This window comes from Streptomyces sp. NPDC045470, from assembly GCF_040646595.1.
GTDB lineage: Bacteria > Actinomycetota > Actinomycetes > Streptomycetales > Streptomycetaceae > Streptomyces.
Genome location: NZ_JBEZAN010000015.1, coordinates 121,269 through 137,371, shown reverse-complemented (window position 1 = coordinate 137,371; position 16,103 = coordinate 121,269). Strand labels below are relative to the sequence as shown.

At 73.2% G+C, this 16,103-nt stretch carries 18 protein-coding genes and 7 tRNA genes; 15 read left to right on the top strand and 10 right to left on the bottom strand.

Annotated elements, in window-relative coordinates; translation table 11 throughout:
- Positions 1–222 precede the first annotated feature (222 nt).
- Both cobA and AB0A97_RS31510 read left to right on the top strand, forming a co-directional pair.
- Positions 223–1,446 (top strand): uroporphyrinogen-III C-methyltransferase, encoded by a 1,224-nt coding sequence (gene cobA, locus AB0A97_RS31515; RefSeq protein WP_361156201.1) that lies wholly within the window; start codon positions 223–225, stop codon positions 1,444–1,446.
- A 46-nt stretch (positions 1,447–1,492) separates the two neighbouring features.
- Positions 1,493–2,335, top strand: coding sequence for an RNA methyltransferase (locus AB0A97_RS31510; protein ID WP_361156198.1), 843 nt, complete (start codon positions 1,493–1,495; stop codon positions 2,333–2,335).
- A gap of 99 nt (positions 2,336–2,434) precedes the next feature.
- Here AB0A97_RS31510 and AB0A97_RS31505 read toward each other — a convergent pair whose 3' ends face one another.
- Positions 2,435–3,919 (bottom strand): protein kinase, encoded by a 1,485-nt coding sequence (locus AB0A97_RS31505; protein ID WP_361156384.1) that lies wholly within the window; start codon positions 3,917–3,919, stop codon positions 2,435–2,437.
- A 203-nt stretch (positions 3,920–4,122) separates the two neighbouring features.
- Between AB0A97_RS31505 and AB0A97_RS31500 the strand changes: the two genes are divergently transcribed.
- Together AB0A97_RS31500 and AB0A97_RS31495 are read left to right on the top strand one after the other, a co-directional pair.
- Positions 4,123–4,383 carry a hypothetical protein gene (locus AB0A97_RS31500; protein WP_361156196.1) on the top strand — a complete coding sequence of 87 codons (261 nt, stop codon included), beginning with the start codon at positions 4,123–4,125 and terminating at the stop codon, positions 4,381–4,383.
- Positions 4,384–4,584: 201 nt separating this feature from the next.
- Positions 4,585–4,791: a hypothetical protein gene (locus AB0A97_RS31495; protein WP_125048105.1), complete on the top strand. Its 207-nt coding sequence runs from the start codon at positions 4,585–4,587 to the stop codon at positions 4,789–4,791.
- 389 nt (positions 4,792–5,180) lie between these two features.
- Here AB0A97_RS31495 and AB0A97_RS31490 read toward each other — a convergent pair.
- The 5 genes from AB0A97_RS31490 to AB0A97_RS31470 form a co-directional block, all read right to left on the bottom strand.
- Positions 5,181–5,252, bottom strand: a tRNA-Val gene (locus tag AB0A97_RS31490).
- Positions 5,253–5,285: 33 nt separating this feature from the next.
- Positions 5,286–5,357: transfer RNA gene (locus AB0A97_RS31485), tRNA-Val, on the bottom strand.
- A gap of 47 nt (positions 5,358–5,404) precedes the next feature.
- Positions 5,405–5,476 (bottom strand) — tRNA-Val (locus tag AB0A97_RS31480).
- 1 nt (position 5,477) lies between these two features.
- Positions 5,478–5,551, bottom strand: a tRNA-Cys gene (locus AB0A97_RS31475).
- A 34-nt stretch (positions 5,552–5,585) separates the two neighbouring features.
- Positions 5,586–5,658, bottom strand: a tRNA-Gly gene (locus tag AB0A97_RS31470).
- Positions 5,659–5,835: 177 nt separating this feature from the next.
- Between AB0A97_RS31470 and AB0A97_RS31465 the strand changes: the two genes are divergently transcribed.
- The 3 genes from AB0A97_RS31465 to AB0A97_RS31455 are packed head-to-tail and all read left to right on the top strand — an operon-like array spanning position 5,836 to position 8,596.
- On the top strand, positions 5,836–6,909 hold the full coding sequence (locus AB0A97_RS31465) for a chorismate-binding protein (RefSeq protein WP_361156193.1): 1,074 nt from the start codon (positions 5,836–5,838) through the stop codon (positions 6,907–6,909).
- Positions 6,906–7,730 (top strand): aminodeoxychorismate lyase, encoded by an 825-nt coding sequence (locus AB0A97_RS31460; RefSeq protein WP_361156190.1) that lies wholly within the window; start codon positions 6,906–6,908, stop codon positions 7,728–7,730. The genes AB0A97_RS31465 and AB0A97_RS31460 overlap by 4 nt, the downstream gene beginning before the upstream one ends.
- Positions 7,731–7,765: 35 nt before the next feature.
- On the top strand, positions 7,766–8,596 hold the full coding sequence (locus AB0A97_RS31455) for a GNAT family N-acetyltransferase (protein WP_361156187.1): 831 nt from the start codon (positions 7,766–7,768) through the stop codon (positions 8,594–8,596).
- A 54-nt stretch (positions 8,597–8,650) separates the two neighbouring features.
- On the opposite strand, the gene AB0A97_RS31450 is transcribed toward AB0A97_RS31455, so the two are convergent.
- Positions 8,651–9,175: a DsbA family protein gene (locus AB0A97_RS31450; RefSeq protein ID WP_361156185.1), complete on the bottom strand. Its 525-nt coding sequence runs from the start codon at positions 9,173–9,175 to the stop codon at positions 8,651–8,653.
- 255 nt (positions 9,176–9,430) lie between these two features.
- Here AB0A97_RS31450 and AB0A97_RS31445 point away from each other — a divergent pair, with 255 nt between their 5' ends.
- Together AB0A97_RS31445 and AB0A97_RS31440 are read left to right on the top strand one after the other, a co-directional pair.
- Positions 9,431–9,895, top strand: a complete 465-nt coding sequence (locus AB0A97_RS31445; RefSeq protein ID WP_361156182.1) for a hypothetical protein — start codon at positions 9,431–9,433, stop codon at positions 9,893–9,895.
- Between the two features lie 233 nt (positions 9,896–10,128).
- Complete coding sequence (locus AB0A97_RS31440) at positions 10,129–10,302, top strand: hypothetical protein (protein WP_361156179.1); 174 nt, start codon at positions 10,129–10,131, stop codon at positions 10,300–10,302.
- Positions 10,303–10,356: 54 nt separating this feature from the next.
- On the opposite strand, the gene AB0A97_RS31435 is transcribed toward AB0A97_RS31440, so the two are convergent.
- A complete protein-coding gene (locus tag AB0A97_RS31435) occupies positions 10,357–10,923 on the bottom strand; it encodes a CGNR zinc finger domain-containing protein (protein WP_361156176.1) in 567 nt (188 codons plus the stop codon).
- A gap of 237 nt (positions 10,924–11,160) precedes the next feature.
- Entirely contained in the window at positions 11,161–11,574 is a 414-nt protein-coding gene (locus AB0A97_RS31430) for an SsgA family sporulation/cell division regulator (protein WP_003987206.1), read from the bottom strand.
- 190 nt (positions 11,575–11,764) lie between these two features.
- Between AB0A97_RS31430 and AB0A97_RS31425 the strand changes: the two genes are divergently transcribed.
- The 4 genes from AB0A97_RS31425 to AB0A97_RS31410 all read left to right on the top strand — a co-directional run bounded on the left by AB0A97_RS31425 (position 11,765) and on the right by AB0A97_RS31410 (position 13,104).
- On the top strand, positions 11,765–12,232 hold the full coding sequence (locus AB0A97_RS31425) for a TIGR02611 family protein (RefSeq protein ID WP_361156173.1): 468 nt from the start codon (positions 11,765–11,767) through the stop codon (positions 12,230–12,232).
- A 95-nt stretch (positions 12,233–12,327) separates the two neighbouring features.
- Positions 12,328–12,399, top strand: a tRNA-Val gene (locus AB0A97_RS31420).
- An 82-nt stretch (positions 12,400–12,481) separates the two neighbouring features.
- Positions 12,482–12,964: an SRPBCC family protein gene (locus AB0A97_RS31415; protein ID WP_361156170.1), complete on the top strand. Its 483-nt coding sequence runs from the start codon at positions 12,482–12,484 to the stop codon at positions 12,962–12,964.
- A 68-nt stretch (positions 12,965–13,032) separates the two neighbouring features.
- A tRNA-Val gene (locus AB0A97_RS31410) sits at positions 13,033–13,104 on the top strand.
- Between the two features lie 139 nt (positions 13,105–13,243).
- Here AB0A97_RS31410 and AB0A97_RS31405 read toward each other — a convergent pair.
- Positions 13,244–13,969 carry a 3'-5' exonuclease gene (locus tag AB0A97_RS31405; RefSeq protein WP_361156168.1) on the bottom strand — a complete coding sequence of 242 codons (726 nt, stop codon included), beginning with the start codon at positions 13,967–13,969 and terminating at the stop codon, positions 13,244–13,246.
- Between the two features lie 187 nt (positions 13,970–14,156).
- On the opposite strand from AB0A97_RS31405, the gene AB0A97_RS31400 reads away from it, so the two are divergent.
- Both AB0A97_RS31400 and AB0A97_RS31395 read left to right on the top strand, forming a co-directional pair.
- On the top strand, positions 14,157–14,723 hold the full coding sequence (locus AB0A97_RS31400; RefSeq protein ID WP_361156165.1) for a DUF4365 domain-containing protein: 567 nt from the start codon (positions 14,157–14,159) through the stop codon (positions 14,721–14,723).
- A complete protein-coding gene (locus tag AB0A97_RS31395) occupies positions 14,723–15,931 on the top strand; it encodes a hypothetical protein (RefSeq protein WP_361156162.1) in 1,209 nt (402 codons plus the stop codon). The genes AB0A97_RS31400 and AB0A97_RS31395 overlap by 1 nt, the downstream gene beginning before the upstream one ends.
- Positions 15,932–16,103 lie beyond the last annotated feature (172 nt).

The window sequence follows — 16,103 nt, the reverse complement described above, 5'->3', positions numbered from 1 at the left end:
GGCATCGGTCCCGTACCGGTGCCCGAGCATGACCCCCGGCCCGCAGCCACATAGGCTGTGGGCCGGGCCCGTACCCTCTCACCAGGTACGGAACCCCGGGGCTGAGCCGCCCCGCCCGCCAGCCGCTCCAGCGCCGTAGCGGCGAACGCGTCCCCGTTCCCCCGCCCGCGAGCGCTGCCCGCACCACGCGCCCCGCGCCACCGCACAAGGAGCCGTACCGTCATGGCCGAGCACGCCGAACACGCCGCCTACCCCGTCGGACTGCGCCTGTCCGGCCGCCGCGTGGTCGTCCTCGGCGGCGGCCAGGTCGCCCAGCGTCGCCTGCCCTCCCTGGTCGCCGCCGGCGCCGACGTCCTGCTGATCTCCCCGTCCGCCAAGCCGTCCGTCGAGGCGATGGCCGACACCGGTGAGATCCGTTGGGAGCGCCGCCGGTACGAGCCCGGGGACCTCGCGGACGCCTGGTACGCGCTCATCTCCACCGACGACCCCGAAGCCAACACGGCCGCCTCCCAGGAGGCCGAGGACCGCCGCGTGTGGTGCGTCCGCTCCGACGACGCGGAGGCCGCCACCGCCTGGACCCCGGCCACCGGCCGCAGCGAGGGCGTCACCGTCGCGGTCCTCACCGGCCGGGACCCGCGCCGCTCCGCCGCCGTACGGGACGCCATCGTCGAGGGCCTGCGCGACGGCACCCTCGCCGCCCCGCACCACCGCGCCCGGGCCACCGGCGTCGCCCTGGTCGGCGGCGGCCCCGGCGACCCCGACCTGATCACTGTGCGCGGCCGCCGCCTGCTCGCCGAGGCCGACGTGGTCATCGCCGACCGGCTCGGCCCCCGCGACCTGCTCGCCGAACTCCCGCCGCACGTCGAGGTCATCGACGCCGCGAAGATCCCGTACGGCCGGTTCATGGCCCAGGAGGCCATCAACAACGCCCTGATCGAGCACGCCCGCGCCGGAAAGACCGTGGTCCGCCTCAAGGGCGGCGACCCGTACGTCTTCGGCCGCGGCATGGAAGAGCTCCAGGCCCTCGCCGAGGCCGGCATCCCCTGCACCGTCGTCCCCGGCATCTCCAGCTCCATCAGCGTGCCCTCCGCCGTCGGCGTCCCCGTCACCCACCGCGGCGTCGCCCAGGAGTTCACCGTCGTCAGCGGCCATGTCGCGCCCGACGACGAGCGCTCCACCGTCGACTGGTCCGCCCTCGCCCGCCTGCGCGGCACCGTCGTCGTCCTCATGGGCGTCGAGAACAGCGGCGCCATCGCCGCCACGCTCATCGCCCACGGACGCGGCGCCGACACCCCCGTCGCCGTCGTCCAGGAAGGCACCACGGCGGCCCAGCGCCGGGTGGACGCCACCCTCGGCACCCTCGGCGAGACGGTACGGGCCGAGGGCATCCGCCCGCCCGCCGTCATCGTCATCGGCGACGTCGTCGCCGTGAACCCCGCCCCCTGACCTGCGAAACCTTTCGCCGGCCCGCACCGACAAGGCACCCCATCCCGTGGCTGAGATCATCACCGTCGACGACCCGGACGACCCGCGGCTGAGCGACTACACCGGCCTGACCGACGTCGAACTGCGACGCCGCCGCGAACCGGCCGAGGGCCTGTTCATCGCGGAGGGCGAGAAGGTCATCCGACGCGCCGAGCACGCCGGTTACGCGATGCGCTCGATGCTGCTGTCCGCCAAGTGGGTCGACGTCATGCGCGACGTCATCGACGAGGTCCCGGCCCCCGTCTACGTGGTCAGCCCGGCCCTCGCCGAACGCGTGACGGGCTACCACGTCCACCGCGGGGCCCTGGCGTCCATGGCCCGCAAACCCCTGCCGACGGCCGCCGAACTCCTGGCCCGCCCCGGCACCCGCCGGATCGCGGTCATGGAAGCCGTGAACGACCACACCAACATCGGCGCCATCTTCCGCAGCGCCGCAGCCCTCGGCATGGACGCCGTCCTGCTCTCCCCGGACTGCGCCGACCCCCTCTACCGGCGCTCGGTGAAGGTCTCCATGGGCGCGGTCTTCGCCGTCCCGTACGCCCGCCTGGAGAACTGGCCCCGCGACCTCGAAACGGTCCGCGCGGCAGGCTTCCCCCTCCTGGCCCTCACCCCGGACGCCAAGGCGGTCCCCCTGGACGAGGTGGCACCCCACCGCCTGGACCGCGCGGCCCTGCTGCTCGGCGCCGAAGGCGCCGGCCTCACCCCGCAGGCCCTACGGGCCGCCGACACCTGGGTCCGCATCCCGATGGCCCACGACGTCGACTCCCTCAACGTGGGGGCGGCGGCAGCGGTGGCGTTCTACGCGGTGACGGCGGGGCGGGGGGAAACGGGCGGCGTGTCCACCCGATGAGCCTCGGTAGGTGCCGGTAGGCCCTGACAGGCTCCGGCTGGCCCCGTCAAGCCCCGTCAGGCTCCGGTAGGCCCCGTCGTCAGGCTCCCGTTGGCGAGCTCAACCCCGCCAGGGCCCTGCCGACGACCCCGCCGACGGCTCAGCGGCCGAGGATGTCACCACGGCCCGCTCGGCCCCCAGCCCCCGGGCTGGCCCCTGACACCCTTGTGCCGCCGCGATTCCCAACGCGACCAGCAGCGTCACCGTGATGAACACGATGATCCGCTGGCGCAGCAACCGCCGGTCGGGCCCCGGCCTGCGCCCGCCGGGCGACGTCCGCGCCCCCGTGCGAGGCGCGCGCGCCGGACGAGAACCGTTCCGTCCCGAGGTACGCGCCCCCGGTACGGACGGCCGCCGGCCACCACGGGGCTTCGGCGCGGCATCCCCCTGAGGCCCCGCCGGAGCGGCCCCGGGGGCCGACTGCGGCCGGCCCGGTGCGCTCCCGCGTCCCGGCGCCCCTCCGCGCGGCGCCTGCGGCCGCGGCGTCGGCGTGCCGGCCGCCCGCCGCTCCGTCCGCTGGCGCGCGTACTCCTCCGCGCGCTTCCCGGTCGGCCGGTCGGCCTGCGGCCGTACGGGCCTGGCCCGGGCCGGAGTGCTCCGCTCGGACGCGGCCCCCCGGTCCGCGGACGCGCCGCGCTCGGACGACGGGCCACGGCCGGCCCGCCCGCGCCCGGCCCCGCCGGACACCGCCTCGCCGCCGGATCCGCCCGGCAACGCCAGGCCCTGCGCCTCCCGCGCGGCGATCTCCTTCAGCCGCAGCGACAGCGACAGCGTGGAGGGCCGGTCCGCCGGGTCCTTGGCCAGACAGGCCGCCAGCAGCGGCGCCAACGCGTCCGGAACACCGCCCAGGTGCGCCTCCTCGTGGACGACGCGGTAGAGCATGACCTCCGAACTGCCCTGACCGAACGGGGAGTCCGCCGTGCAGGCGTACGCGAGCGTGGCACCGAGCGCGAAGATGTCCGTCGCCGGGGTCACCGCGGCGCCCCGCACCTGCTCCGGCGCGAGGAACCCGGGCGAGCCGACCGCCGTACCGACGTGGGTGAGCGTGCTCGCGCCGGTGGCCCACGCGATGCCGAAGTCGATGATGCGCGGGCCCTTGGGGGAGAGCAGGATGTTGGACGGCTTCAGGTCGCGGTGGACCACGCCCGCGTCGTGCACCGCCAGCAGGCCCTCGGAGAGCGCGGCACCGATCGAGGCGACCTGCGCCGGGTACAGCGGCCCCTCGTCGTTGACCTTGTCGTGCAGCGAGGGCCCGGGGACGTACTGCGTGGCGAACCACGGCCGGTCCGCGTCGAGGTCGGCGGCGACCAGTCGCGCCGTACAGCCGCCGCGGATCCGCCGCGCGGCCGACACCTCACGGGCGAACCGCGACCGGAACTCCTGGTCCTCGGCCAGATCCGGCCGGATGACCTTCAGCGCCACCCGCTGCCCGCGCTTGTCGGAGCCGAGATAGACCACGCCCATCCCACCCGCGCCGAGCCGCCGGTGCAGCCGGTACGAACCGACGACACGCGGGTCCTCGCGCCGGAGCCGCATCATCGCCATGTCCATCCCCGCTGCCCGGTCCCGTCTGACGAGGCACAGCTTACGGATTGACGGCTCGCTGTGCTGATAGGCCGCGCATGAGTCGGCAGCCGGATTGTCAGTGCACGGTGGGATCCTGAAAGAGCGGCAGGAATCCGGGCCCGGCGCGGCCCGGCCTGCCGCGTGTGCTCTCAATGATCCGTCGCGGAAGGGGGATTGGCGCGGTGAAGGGTGACCGAGTCGAGATCGTCGTGGACGCCGGGGACACGACCCGGACGTACGAAGTGGTGGCGAGCAGAGCGGGCCGCAGGGTCGAGACGGCGGTGCGCAGGGGAGTGGTGGAAGTGAGCGAAGTCACCCGCAGTGGCACGGTGGTGCGGACGGCCCGGTTCATGGCCAGCCGGGTGCTGGCCCTGGTCGAGCACCCCGTTCCGCGGGCCGAGGCGTCCGAGGCGGCCGCCGGGGGAGCGTCCCCTCCGGGATGACCCGGGGTTCCGGGGCGAGGTCTCCACCCAGGGGAGTACGCGGCGCGGCGTACCGTCATCCTCCCGGAGGCCGTCCAATCGGTACGACGGCATGACGACCGGGGCCCGCCGGTTCCCTAATGTTGGGTGCAAGCGGCGGGCGAACGCACTCGTCCCCCGAGGTCAGACGCCCGCCGCCCCAATTCGACGGGGAGCGGGACGATGGCAGACAGCTTCGGGCGCACGGCCGTCCGCACGCAAGGGCGCAGGGCCGCCTCGGCGTTCGGCGGGCGGCGTTCAGGCACCCGCCATCCGCTCGTCGCGGTGGCCATGGTGCTGCCGCTGGCGGTCCTGCTCGCCGTGGTGTTCGGCGGCTGGGAAGCCGTCATGACACAGGCGTCGTCCGTGGCCGGAATGCTGGGGCGCTGAGGCGCCCCGGTCCTGGGAGAGCGGCCCGGGACGGGGGATCTTCCGGCCGACAACCCCGTGGGGACGGGGGTGCGGCGGACGGCACGAGTGGCCGGGCATCTGGGGAGATGCCCGGCCATCGGCCTGTCCGGGGCCGAACTCGGCCCCGCGCACCGCCCCCCGCTCCGACGCCACCCTCGTCCGCTGCGGGCGTGTCGTGGCCCAGGCGCCCGCTCCCGACTGTGACCCGGACCGGCCGGCCGTCCGGCCGACCGGTCTTCCCGTACGTCCGTACGGCGCCCCCTGGCTCGAACTGGACGCCCCCGCCCGCGCCCTGACGGACCAGTTTCCGGGGACGCCACAACGACCGAGGGCCGGAGCAAGAAGCTCCGGCCCTCGGTCTTACGGTGTGGACGATACTGGGATTGAACCAGTGACCTCTTCCGTGTCAGGGAAGCGCTCTCCCGCTGAGCTAATCGTCCTCGGGACCGCGGCCGGGGCCGCGGGGTGCTGCGTGCGCGATACTGGGATTGAACCAGTGACCTCTTCCGTGTCAGGGAAGCGCTCTCCCGCTGAGCTAATCGCGCGGGTTCCGCCCTGCCCGAAGGCCGGGGGCTCGGTCCTTGCGGACCAGTGGACGATACTGGGATTGAACCAGTGACCTCTTCCGTGTCAGGGAAGCGCTCTCCCGCTGAGCTAATCGTCCTTGGAGGTGGAGACGGGATTTGAACCCGTGTAGACGGCTTTGCAGGCCGTTGCCTCGCCTCTCGGCCACTCCACCAGGAGTGCGGGGGTCGGGAAGATCCCCCACTTCGAGCGGACGACGAGACTCGAACTCGCGACATCCACCTTGGCAAGGTGGTGCTCTACCAACTGAGCTACGTCCGCAGGCGCCTTTCCGGACCAGGTCCGGGGAGGAACCGCGTCTCCGTTTCGCTTCCGCGTCCCGGCGACGTGTTGAACTCTAGCGGATTCCCGGGCCAGTACAAAAACGCGTTTGTGCAGCGTGCTGCGCTGCTCGCCCGATCGGGGCGGGCGCCGGGCCCCAGCCATAGACTCGATGGCGTGAACGACCTCCCTCCGCTGGCCCGTTTCGGCGGCCGTACAGCCACTGACCTGCGCGATGTCACCCGTGATCCGGAGGCCCTGGACTCGGCGGGGTGGTGGGCCGTCGTCGCCGACTACGAGGGCGGACTGCTCTGCGCGCGCTTCGGGGACGTACGGGAGACCGGGGCGGTGCCTCCGCCCGACCCCGCCCGCTGGCGGGGCCCGGCCCCCGGGGACTGGCGCAGTTCGCTGGACCGCGCCGCCTACATCGAGGGCGTACGGCGCATACGCGCCCACATAGCCGCCGGCGAGGTCTACCAGGTGAACCTCTGCCGGATTCTCAGTGCGCCGCTGCCGGACCCCGAGCACGCCGACGTCGACGCCCTGTCCGCCGTCCTGGCCCGCGGCAACCCGGCCCCGTACGCGGGCACGGTCCGCCTCCCCGCGCACGGCACCGAGGTCGCCACCGCTTCCCCCGAACTGTTCCTGCGCCGCTCCGGGCGCACCGTCGAGTCCGGCCCGATCAAGGGCACCGGCCGGGTCCCCGAGGACCTGCGGGACAAGGACCGGGCGGAGAACGTGATGATCGTGGACCTGGTCCGCAACGACCTCGGCCAGGTCTGCCGCACCGGCTCCGTCACCGTCCCGGCGCTCTGCGCGATCGAGGCGCACCCCGGCCTGGTCCATCTCGTCTCCACCGTGCGCGGGGAGCTGGCGGAGGAGCACGGGAAGACCGGCTGGGCGGACCTCTTCGACGCCACCTTCCCGGCAGGCTCCATCACCGGAGCGCCGAAGCTCGCGTCCCAGCGCGTCATCGAGGAACTGGAGACCGCGCCCCGCGGCCCGTACTGCGGCGGCATCGGCTGGGTGGACGCCGATCGCGGCACCGGCGAGCTGGCGGTGGGCATCCGTACGTTCTGGATCGACCGCTCGGCCCCCGAGGGGCCGGTGCTGCGCTTCGGCGCCGGGGCGGGCATCACCTGGGGCTCGGACCCTGAGGGGGAGTGGGACGAGACCGAGCTGAAGGCCCGCAGGCTGCTGGCGGTAGCGTCGGGCCTGCACGAGCCGAGCGGCGGAGGGACACGACCATGAAGATCTGGCTCGACGGAGAGCTGCGCGACGCCGAGAGCGCCCGGGTCTCGGTCCTCGACCACGGCCTGACGGTCGGCGACGGCGTCTTCGAGACGCTCCGGACCGTCGACGGGCGGGCCTTCGCCCTCACCCGCCACCTGGACCGGCTCACCTCCTCCGCCCGCGGTCTCGGCCTCCCCGATCCCGACCTCGACGAGGTACGGCGTGCCTGCGCGGCCGTGCTGGAGGCCAACCCCGTACCGCTCGGCCGGCTGCGCGTCACGTACACCGGCGGCCTCTCACCCCTCGGCTCGGACCGCGGCGAGGCGGCCCCCACGCTGGTCGTCGCGCTCGGCGAGGCGCCGCGCCGCCCCGACACCACCGCGGTCGTCACCGTCCCCTGGACCCGTAACGAGCGCGGCGCGCTGGCGGGCCTGAAGAGCACCTCCTACGGGGAGAACGTCGTCGCGCTCGCCCGCGCCCGCGCGAAGGGCGCCTCCGAGGCGCTCTTCGGCAACACCGTCGGCCAGCTCTGCGAGGGCACCGGCTCCAACGTCTTCGTCGCCCTGGACGGCGTGCTGCACACCCCGCCGCTGGCCTCCGGCTGCCTGGCGGGCATCACCCGTGCCCTGGCCGTCGAGTGGACCGGCGCCAAGGAGACCGACCTGCCGCTGGACGTCCTGGAACACGCCGACGAGGTCTTCCTGACCTCCACGCTCCGCGACGTGCAGGCCGTCACCCGGGTCGACGGACGCCAACTGGGTGACACGCCCGGACCGTTGACCGCCGAGGCGATGCGGGTCTTCGCGGAGCGCGCCGCCGCCGACTTCGACCCGCGCTGATGACGTACGCCCGGAAAACCGGGTAGAAAGCCAGCGTGACCACTACGCTGCGCCCCGCCGGCCCCGAAGAACGACGCGACGACGGCGGCCGGGCCCGTACGTACGAAGTCTGTGTCAACAGCCGCCCGGTGGGCCGGATAACTCTGGCCACCGACGCCCGGCTGGGCCTGTCCGCCGGGCGCATCGCGGACCTGCGCATCGACGAACGCGACCGGCACCGCGGCCGCGGCACCGTCGCGGCCCTCGCCGCCGAGGAGGTGCTGCGCGGCTGGGGCTGCCGGCGGATCTCGGTGGACGTGCCGGCCGCCGCGGAGCCGGCCCTGCGACTGGCCGCCGCCCTCGGCTACACGGAGCACAGCCGCCGGATGCTCAAGGAGCTCACCTCCCCGCCCGGACTTCCCGCGGGCAGCGCCGTCCGGCCGCTCGGCGCGGAGGAGTACCCGGCCTGGCTGACCGCCGCGGCCGCCACCTACGTCGAAGCGCAGGTGGCCAACGGGATGCCGCGCGAGCGCGCGGAACACAACGCGGCGCAGGACCACGCGACGCTGCTCCCGGACGGGCCCGGTACCCCGCACCAGTCGCTGCGCGTGCTGACCCACGACGGCACGGACGTCGGGACGGTCTGGACCACGACGTACCACCCGGCCCGGCCCGGCGGCTATGTCATGGACATCCAGGTGGCGCCGGAGCACCGCGGACGCGGCCACGGCCGTTCGCTCATGCTGATCGCCGAGCGGGAGACCCTCGAAGCGGGCCGCACCGTCCTGGGGCTCAACGTCTTCGTCGACAACCCGCGGGCCCGCGGTCTCTACGAGACCCTGGGCTACCGGCCGACCGACTACTCCCTGCACAAGCTCCTGCTCTGAGCGCGCCGGCCGCCCGGCTCGGCCGCGGGCCCGTCCGGCGGGCCGCGGGCCGGGTCAGGCCTGCCCGGCCAGCAGCCGGTCGGCGATCTCCGTGATCCGCTCGCGCAGGCCCTCCTGGCTCTTGCCGCCGTCCAGCAGTTCCCCGCCGATCGTGTACGTGGGCGTGCCGGTCACCCCGATCGCCTTGCCCTCCGCCTGGTCGGCGTCGACGGCCAGGAGGTGCCGGCCGTCGATGAGCGCGGTGTCCATCTCCTCGGCGTCCAGGCCCAGTTCGGCGGCCACCGAGAGCAGCAGCCGCTCGCCCTTGGCGCCCAGCTCCTCCGTACGGGCCAGAACGGCCTCCACGAACTGCTGACCCTTGCCCTGGTCCATGGCTTCCTCGGCGGCCTGGGCGGCGGCGTAGGCGTGCTTGTGCTTGGCCAGCGGGAAGTGGCGCAGCCGGATGTCCAGCCGGTCCCCGTAGTGCTCGCGCAGGGCCCGCAGGTCGTCGAGCGCGGCGGTGCAGTCCGGGCACTGCAGCTCGCACCACACGTCGAGGACGACGGGGCGGGCGGAACCGGAGGTCGTGGCGTCGTTCATACGCCCAGTCTCCCAGCCCGCGGGGCCCCGGCCGAACCGGCACCCGCGCCGGTCCGAGGGCGCCGCACCCGGACCGGCACCTGCGGAGGAGCCGGACCCTTAGATGTCCCTGAGCCTGCCCCGGATCGTGGCACCGGACGGCCGGGAGGAGGCAGGATGGAGGCAGAGCAGGGCAAGAGGTGCGTCGCGCTGCCGTCCCGCGGACGGGTGGGCCGGGCGCGGCGAGGACGAGAATCGATCGGCAGGAGGACCGGGATGCTGAGTTCGACCATCTGTACCGTGGTGTCGGTGGCCGGCCTGGGTATCGCCGCGCTCACCGCCTACCGCAAGCGGTTCCTGGCCGCGACGCGCATCGCCGCTGTCTCACTGGTCCCCGCGGGCCTGGCGATGACCGGCGTCATCGACTGGCTGACCGGTGTGGTCTTCAAGCCCGTGGTCTGGGCGGGCTTCGGGGTGCTGGCCCTCTCCGTCGTCCTGTTCATGATCGCGAGGGTGGCCGAGCGGCACTCCCTCAAGGCCGGCGGCAGCCGCAAGGAGCGGCGCGCCGCGGCCCGGCAGCAGGGCCCGGCCGCGGTGGCGCCGAAGGCGTCCGCCCCGTCGCTCGGCGCGGGTGCGCGGTCCCCGCAGCCCGCGGCCCAGGCCAAGGGCCGGAACAAGAGCGGCGCGCCGGAGGAGGACTTCTCCGACATCGAGGCCATCCTGAAGAAGCACGGCATCTGACCGGGCGCGGGATCGCCCGGAGCCGCACGGCGGCCGAGCCCCCCGGAGGGCGGACCGCCGGAGCCGCTGAGCAGGCCGCCGGAGCCGCCGTACGGCACGCGCCGCAGGTTCCCTGCGGGTGACCTCTCGGACACCGTAGCGATCACGGAAGTGCACGGGATCTGGTGAACTCCCGGTCCTGAGGAGTGATCCGGGCGTTTCCACCTGATCATCTGCGCCATCATCGGCGCGAGATGAACGACGAGTGCGCCCTTGCCCGGGACCCCGCCGTCACAGCGGCGGACCCCCCGGCCCCCGAACCGCGTGGCTGTCTTTTCGCGTTGTCCCAGCCGCCGCTGATGCTCTTCCTCACCTTCATCGCCGTCCTGCTGCTCATCGGCGCCCTGCACGACCTCCTCGTCCTGTGAGGCCGGTCGAGGGGGCGACGGGCCGGGCGGGCCCCGGCCGTACTGTCAGCGCCGTCAGCGGGTGGCTTCGCGGCGGCGCGCCCGGTAGGCCGCGACGTGCAGCCGGTTGCCGCACGTACGGCTGTCGCAGTAGCGGCGCGAACGGTTGCGGGACAGGTCCACGAAGGCGAACCGGCAGTCCGGCGCCTCGCAGTGCCGCAGCCGTTCCCGCTCCCCGGCGACCACCAGGAACGCCAGTGCCATGCCGCCGTCCGCCGCCAGGTGCTCGGCGACCGAGGCGCCCGGCGCGAAGTAGTGCACGTGCCAGTCGTAGCCGTCGTGGTCGGTCAGCCGCGGCGTGGTGCCGGCCGCCGCGACCAGGTCGTTGAGCCGCTCGGCGGCCGTACGGTCGTCCGGCGCCGCGAAGACGTCGGCGAAGCGGGCCCGTACGGCCCGTACGGAGGCCAGGTCACGGTCGCCGAGCGTGCCCACGTCGCTGATCGCGTTACGCGTGACGAACGCCTGGAGCGCCGCGAGGTCGGTCAGGCTGTCGGTGGCGCCGGGGGCATCGCCCTCCGGGGCGGTGTTCAACAGGTCGACGACCGCGTCGAGCGCGCACCGGGTGTCGTGGGTGATCATCACGGTTTCGCTCCCTGGCCGGGTGGGGTCGGACGGCGCCGCCCCGGTGTCCTTGCCGAATGGTCGCCGACTCTAGCGCGTCCAACAAGCCTCGGCGCCGTCTCCGCGGTGGGTCCGCGGCGACGGCGCCGGCTCGTGCCGTATGAACTTGTCGGTCCTGTGCCGTCGCCCCGAGTCGGACGGTGCAGGTGTGAGCGGTTCGGTGCGGTGGATGGCTGCGATGGGCTGCTGCGCCGCCTTTCAGTTCTCCGCGAGGATGTGGGAGAGCTCCGTGTCGAGATCGAAGTGCCGGTGCTCCGTACCGGGGGGAACCGCCGCGTCGGTCCTCTTCAGGAACGACTCCAGAGCCCGCGCCGGGGCTTCCAGGAGGGCCTCGCCTTCCGGGGAGCTCAGGGCGATGCAGACAACGCCCTGTCCGTGGCTCCGGGACGGCCATACGCGGACGTCTCCGGTGCCCGTGGGCCGGTGCAGGCCCTCGGCGAGGAGGTCGCGGGCGAAGACCCACTCGACGGTTTCCTCGGCTCCGGTGTGGAAGGTCGCGTGCACGGCATAGGGATCCGCCGTGTCGTACCGCAGGCCCGCGGGTACAGGCAGTGACGACTCGCTCGACACAACGAGGCGCAGGTGCAGCTCGCAGCTGACCGTGGTGTTCATAAGCGCCAGGGCCTTTCGCTCAGTGTGCGCTCGGGGATTCGCACGTCGGCGAAATCGACATGCCACCTACGGTGCCGTTGTAAACCCCTCTGAGGGTTTTGGGTGACTTCCGGTACCTCTTACGGCGGAGTTGCCAATCCTCCTCGGCGGCCATTCCGGTGACGGTGGTCCGTCGGGTAGGTTGGGCCGCATGAATACGGAGAGTAACGGGGGAGTCGGGATCACCACCGCGGCGGCGGCCCCGGCTGCACAAGAGGGCGCCGCGGGAGAGACTGCGAACGTGGCACAGCGACTCGGCTCCCGGGCGCCGCGCTTCATCAAGCGTTCCCGGCCCCTGCACCTGAGCTGGCAGGTCGGCATATTCGTCGTCGGCCTCGCGGTGGTCGTCGGCGGCATCATCATGCTGCCGCTGCCAGGGCCGGGCTGGCTGGTGATCTTCGCGGGCATGGCGATCTGGGCGACCGAGTTCGTCTGGGCCCAACTGGTGCTGCGCTGGACCAAGCGCAAGGTCACCGAGGCCACGCAGAAGGCCCTGGATCCGAAGGTGCGGCGCCGCAACATCATCCTGACCAGCATCGGGGCCGTGATCATCGTGGCCGGGCTGGCCGTGTACCTGTGGAAGTTCGGCTTCGTGCTGCCGTGGAACGCGGGTGAGTGACGGGCGCGCGGCCGGGCGGGGGCCGCGCGCGGACGCCCGCCCCCGTGGGTGGTCACGAGACCCCTCCGACGTGCGGTAATGTTGGCGCTGCGCCCGGGCGATTAGCTCAGCGGGAGAGCGCTTCGTTCACACCGAAGAGGTCACTGGTTCGAACCCAGTATCGCCCACACCGGACAACGGCCCGGAGGTTTCCAGACCTCCGGGCCGTCGTCGTTCTCCCGGCGCCGCCCGGGCGGCAGACTGAGGGGCATGACCGACTGGCGGCACGTCCTGCACCGGTACCGCTTCCGCAGCGAATGGCGGCTGTCCGCGCCGCCCCCGGCGGTCTACGCCGTCCTGGAGGACGCCGAGGCGTATCCGCAGTGGTGGCCCCAGGTGCGCCGGGTGATCCGCGTCGACGACCGCAGCGGCACCGCGCACTTCCGGTCCCTGCTCCCGTACGTGCTGACCGTCACCGCGACCGAGACGTGCCGCGACCCGGACACCGGGGTCCTGGAGATAGCGATGCGCGGCGACCTCGAAGGCTTCGCGCGCTGGACGGTGGGCGCCTCCGGTGGCGGGACGTGTGCCGTCTTCGAGCAGGAGGTCGAGGTGCGCAAGCCGTCGTTACGCCGGCTCGCGCTGCCGGGCCGGCCGTTCTTCCTCGCCAACCACACGCTGATGATGCGCGCCGGACACCGGGGCCTGGCCTCCAGACTGCGGGGGACGGGAATGCGCGGGCGGGGAATTTGATGAAAAGGCCCGACGGCCTGTATTGTTCAGGTCGTTCGCGGGGGAAACCCCGGGAGCGGAAAACACCCGGGCGATTAGCTCAGTGGGAGAGCGCTTCGTTCACACCGAAGAGGTCACTGGTTCGAACCCAGTATCGCCCACCGGGACCGAGGGCCGGTCTGCCAACAGGCAGCCCGGCCCTCGGCGTTGGCGCACCGTTGCCCGGCAGGGCCTGCCGTACGTCGTCGTGCGGGCCGTCAAGGGGCGCGTATGAGGGCGTGCGGGGTCGTCCGCCGTCGTTCAGGCGGCGGCCGGGAGGTCCGGACGCATCGGCCAGTGCGGATCCACCGCCTCCTCCGTGCCGTTGCGCGCGAACCACGCCTCCAGCCCACGCGCCTGTGCGGCGTGCCACACGGCCTGCCGGGTGTGCAGTTGCGCCGGGCTCAGCGGCTCCAGCCGCTCCGCGTACCGCTGCCCCAGCGCCCGTACGACCTGGAGCGCGGCGAGGGCGTCCGCGGCGGCCTCGTGCGCGCCGGTCAGCTCGACCCCGTACTCCGCGCACAGGTCCGTGAGCGTACGGCGGCCCTTGCGGTAACGGTCCAGGTGCTTGTCCAGCACCCGCGGGTCCAGCACGGACAGCGGGTGGGCGCCCAGGTAGTGGGGGAGCGAGGCGGCGCGGTGCCGCCGCAGTTCACGGTCCAGGAGCGTCAGGTCGAACGGCGCGTTCATCACGATGAGCGGCCGCCCGGCGAGCGACTGGTCGGTCAGCGCACGGGCTATCTCCTCCATGACGGGCGCCGGCCAGCGGCCGTACAGGGCGAGGTGTTCGGCCGTCAGACCATGCACGGCGGTGGCCGCTTCGGGGATCGGCACACCCGGGTTGACCAGCCACCGGGTGACGCGGGGGACGCTGCGCGGGGTTTCCTGGACGACCAGGGCGGCGGACACGATGCGATCTCGTTCCACGTCGATCCCGGTGGTCTCGGTGTCGAAGGAAGCGAGCGGACCGTCGAACCAGCACGGCATCTTCACAACTCCTCGCGCTCGTACGGCGGGTGAGCCGACGCGGCCACCCGACCAGGTGATACCCGAGGGTTCCGGTTGTCGAACCGTCCTGGTTTGTTGACCACTTGAGACGGACAAGAACACCACAACGGGCCGTCGCCACGACGACGGCCCCTTCGAACGACCCGGCCCGGAAGGCACTTGAGCGATGACGCTCGCGCAGCCCGATCCGGGGGGACTGGTGCCCGCGCGCACGGCGTCGCTGCGCGGCGCGCTCGCCACCACGGCCTGTATGGAGACGCTCCAAGTGGGCTATCTTCACGCGGTGGCCGCCGCGTCGGGCTGCTCGCTGGCCCAGCCCTTCCCGGACAACGGCATCGACTGGCACGTCAGCCACGGCGCGCCCGGCCATGCCGTCGACGACGAAGTGACCATCAAGGTGCAGTTGAAGTGCACGTACCAGGTCGGCCCCCGGCCGCCCGGCACGAGCTTCGCCTTCACTCTGGACAACGCTCATCTGGTGAAGCTCGCGCGGACGCCCGTGGCGGTGCACAAGATCCTGGTCGTGATGCTGGTGCCGCGGACCCAGGAGGACTGGCTGCGGGCGGACCACGACCGGCTCGAACTGCGGCACAGCTGCTACTGGATCAACCTGGCCGGCCATGAGGTGACCGGGCGGCGCAGGACCAACGTGCGGATCCCGACCACGCGGATCTTCGACGACCGCGCGCTCTGCGAGATCATGACGCGGGTCGGGGCGGGAGGGAGACCCTGATGCACCGGCCGACCGACGAGTACGCGTTCCGGCTTCCGGACCCGGCACAGCTGGACCCGGCGGTGCTCGGCGCCCTGCTGGCGCGGCACGGCTGGCGGCGGCGGGGAGGCGCCGCCGGCCACTACGCCCGCTGGACGCCGCCCGGCGGAGCCGCCGGGGGCACCAGTCTGCTCGTACCGCAGACCCGGACCTTCCCGGACAGCACCGACCTGATCGCGGAGGCGCTGGCCGCCCTCGCGCACAGCGCCGCGCCGTCCGCGCGCGAGGTCCTGGCGGCACTCGCGGTGCCCAGCGACGAGGTGCGCTGGGAGCGCGAGGTCCCGGAGGACGGCATCGGCGGCACCCCGTGGGTCGCGCAGGAGCAGCTGCGTACGGCGGCCCGCTCGATGCTGATGGCCGGTGCGCTCGGCACGTACGGGAGGGCGGGCTTCTACGGTGCCCGGCACAAGCGCAAGGCCGAGGCTTTCATGGCGGACGTGCTGGTCGGGCCCGCGCCGGCCGGGCGGCGGCTGACCGCGTACGTGCCGGTGGAGGCCGGCCGCGCGGCCGTCGCCGGGTTGCAGCGCGCGCTGCACGCCACCCGCGACGCCACCGACTACCAGCGGGCGACCGGCGGCATGGAGGCGTTCGACGCCGCCGTGGAGCTGGGGGTGTGCCATGAGCTGGCGGAGGCGCTGATCTCACTGGTGCGGGATGCGGAGGGGGTACGGATCTCGGTGGAGTGGTCGCCGGGGGCGGGGCCGCCCCCGGGGTTCGCCGCCCGGCCCGAACCGGTCGAGTTCTCGCCCGGCGACCTGCCCGCACTCCAGCAGGCTGCCCAGCGTTACGTCCGCGACGAGCCGTCACTGCCGGTGCGGGTCACCGGCGCGGTGGTACGGCTGCGGCGGGAGCGTCCCGGCGGGCCCGGCGTGGTGCGGTTGCGGGTGCTGTCCGGGGCCGACGTGCTCCAGGTGCGGGTCGCGCTCGACGAGGAGGACTACCGCATCGCCGGGCACGCCCATCTGGTCGGTCTGCCGATCCGGGTCAGCGGGCGGCTGGAGAGCCGGGGCGGTTTCCGGCGCATCACGGGGGCGTCGGATGTCACGCCTGTTCAGGTGGATGAGGCGGAGCGGGATCGGCTGCTGAAGTCGCTCCAGGAGAATTTGGATGTTTTTGAGGAGGCGTGTGGGGGGGAGGTGCCGTTGCCGTTGCCGTTGCCGGGGGAGTGAGGGGCCCTCTGCGCTGCGCGCGAGGATTTTTGCTGACGCGTGGCTCGCATTGGTTGCGTTGTGGGGGCGGGGCGCAGGGGGCCATCTCTCCCCCAGCCTTCGGCCGGGGGTACCCCCACGGCATCCTTTAGCTGAGGTGCATCGGATATGTGGGCCAGTGTCCGGACTGCCT

Bases quoted from the DNA above. Each gene is read 5' to 3' on its own strand.
- AB0A97_RS31460 (WP_361156190.1), top strand. From the start codon at position 6,906: ATGAAGATCTGGCTCGACGGAGAGCTGCGCGACGCCGAGAGCGCCCGG.
- AB0A97_RS31440 (WP_361156179.1), top strand. From the start codon at position 10,129: ATGAACGACGAGTGCGCCCTTGCCCGGGACCCCGCCGTCACAGCGGCG.
- AB0A97_RS31400 (WP_361156165.1), top strand. From the start codon at position 14,157: ATGACGCTCGCGCAGCCCGATCCGGGGGGACTGGTGCCCGCGCGCACG.
- AB0A97_RS31395 (WP_361156162.1), top strand. From the start codon at position 14,723: ATGCACCGGCCGACCGACGAGTACGCGTTCCGGCTTCCGGACCCGGCA.
- AB0A97_RS31450 (WP_361156185.1), bottom strand. From the start codon at position 9,175: ATGAACGACGCCACGACCTCCGGTTCCGCCCGCCCCGTCGTCCTCGAC.
- AB0A97_RS31405 (WP_361156168.1), bottom strand. From the start codon at position 13,969: ATGCCGTGCTGGTTCGACGGTCCGCTCGCTTCCTTCGACACCGAGACC.
- AB0A97_RS31415 (WP_361156170.1), top strand. From the start codon at position 12,482: ATGACCGACTGGCGGCACGTCCTGCACCGGTACCGCTTCCGCAGCGAA.
- AB0A97_RS31445 (WP_361156182.1), top strand. From the start codon at position 9,431: ATGCTGAGTTCGACCATCTGTACCGTGGTGTCGGTGGCCGGCCTGGGT.
- AB0A97_RS31505 (WP_361156384.1), bottom strand. From the start codon at position 3,919: ATGGCGATGATGCGGCTCCGGCGCGAGGACCCGCGTGTCGTCGGTTCG.
- AB0A97_RS31495 (WP_125048105.1), top strand. From the start codon at position 4,585: ATGGCAGACAGCTTCGGGCGCACGGCCGTCCGCACGCAAGGGCGCAGG.
- AB0A97_RS31425 (WP_361156173.1), top strand. From the start codon at position 11,765: ATGAATACGGAGAGTAACGGGGGAGTCGGGATCACCACCGCGGCGGCG.
- cobA (WP_361156201.1), top strand. From the start codon at position 223: ATGGCCGAGCACGCCGAACACGCCGCCTACCCCGTCGGACTGCGCCTG.
- AB0A97_RS31430 (WP_003987206.1), bottom strand. From the start codon at position 11,574: ATGAACACCACGGTCAGCTGCGAGCTGCACCTGCGCCTCGTTGTGTCG.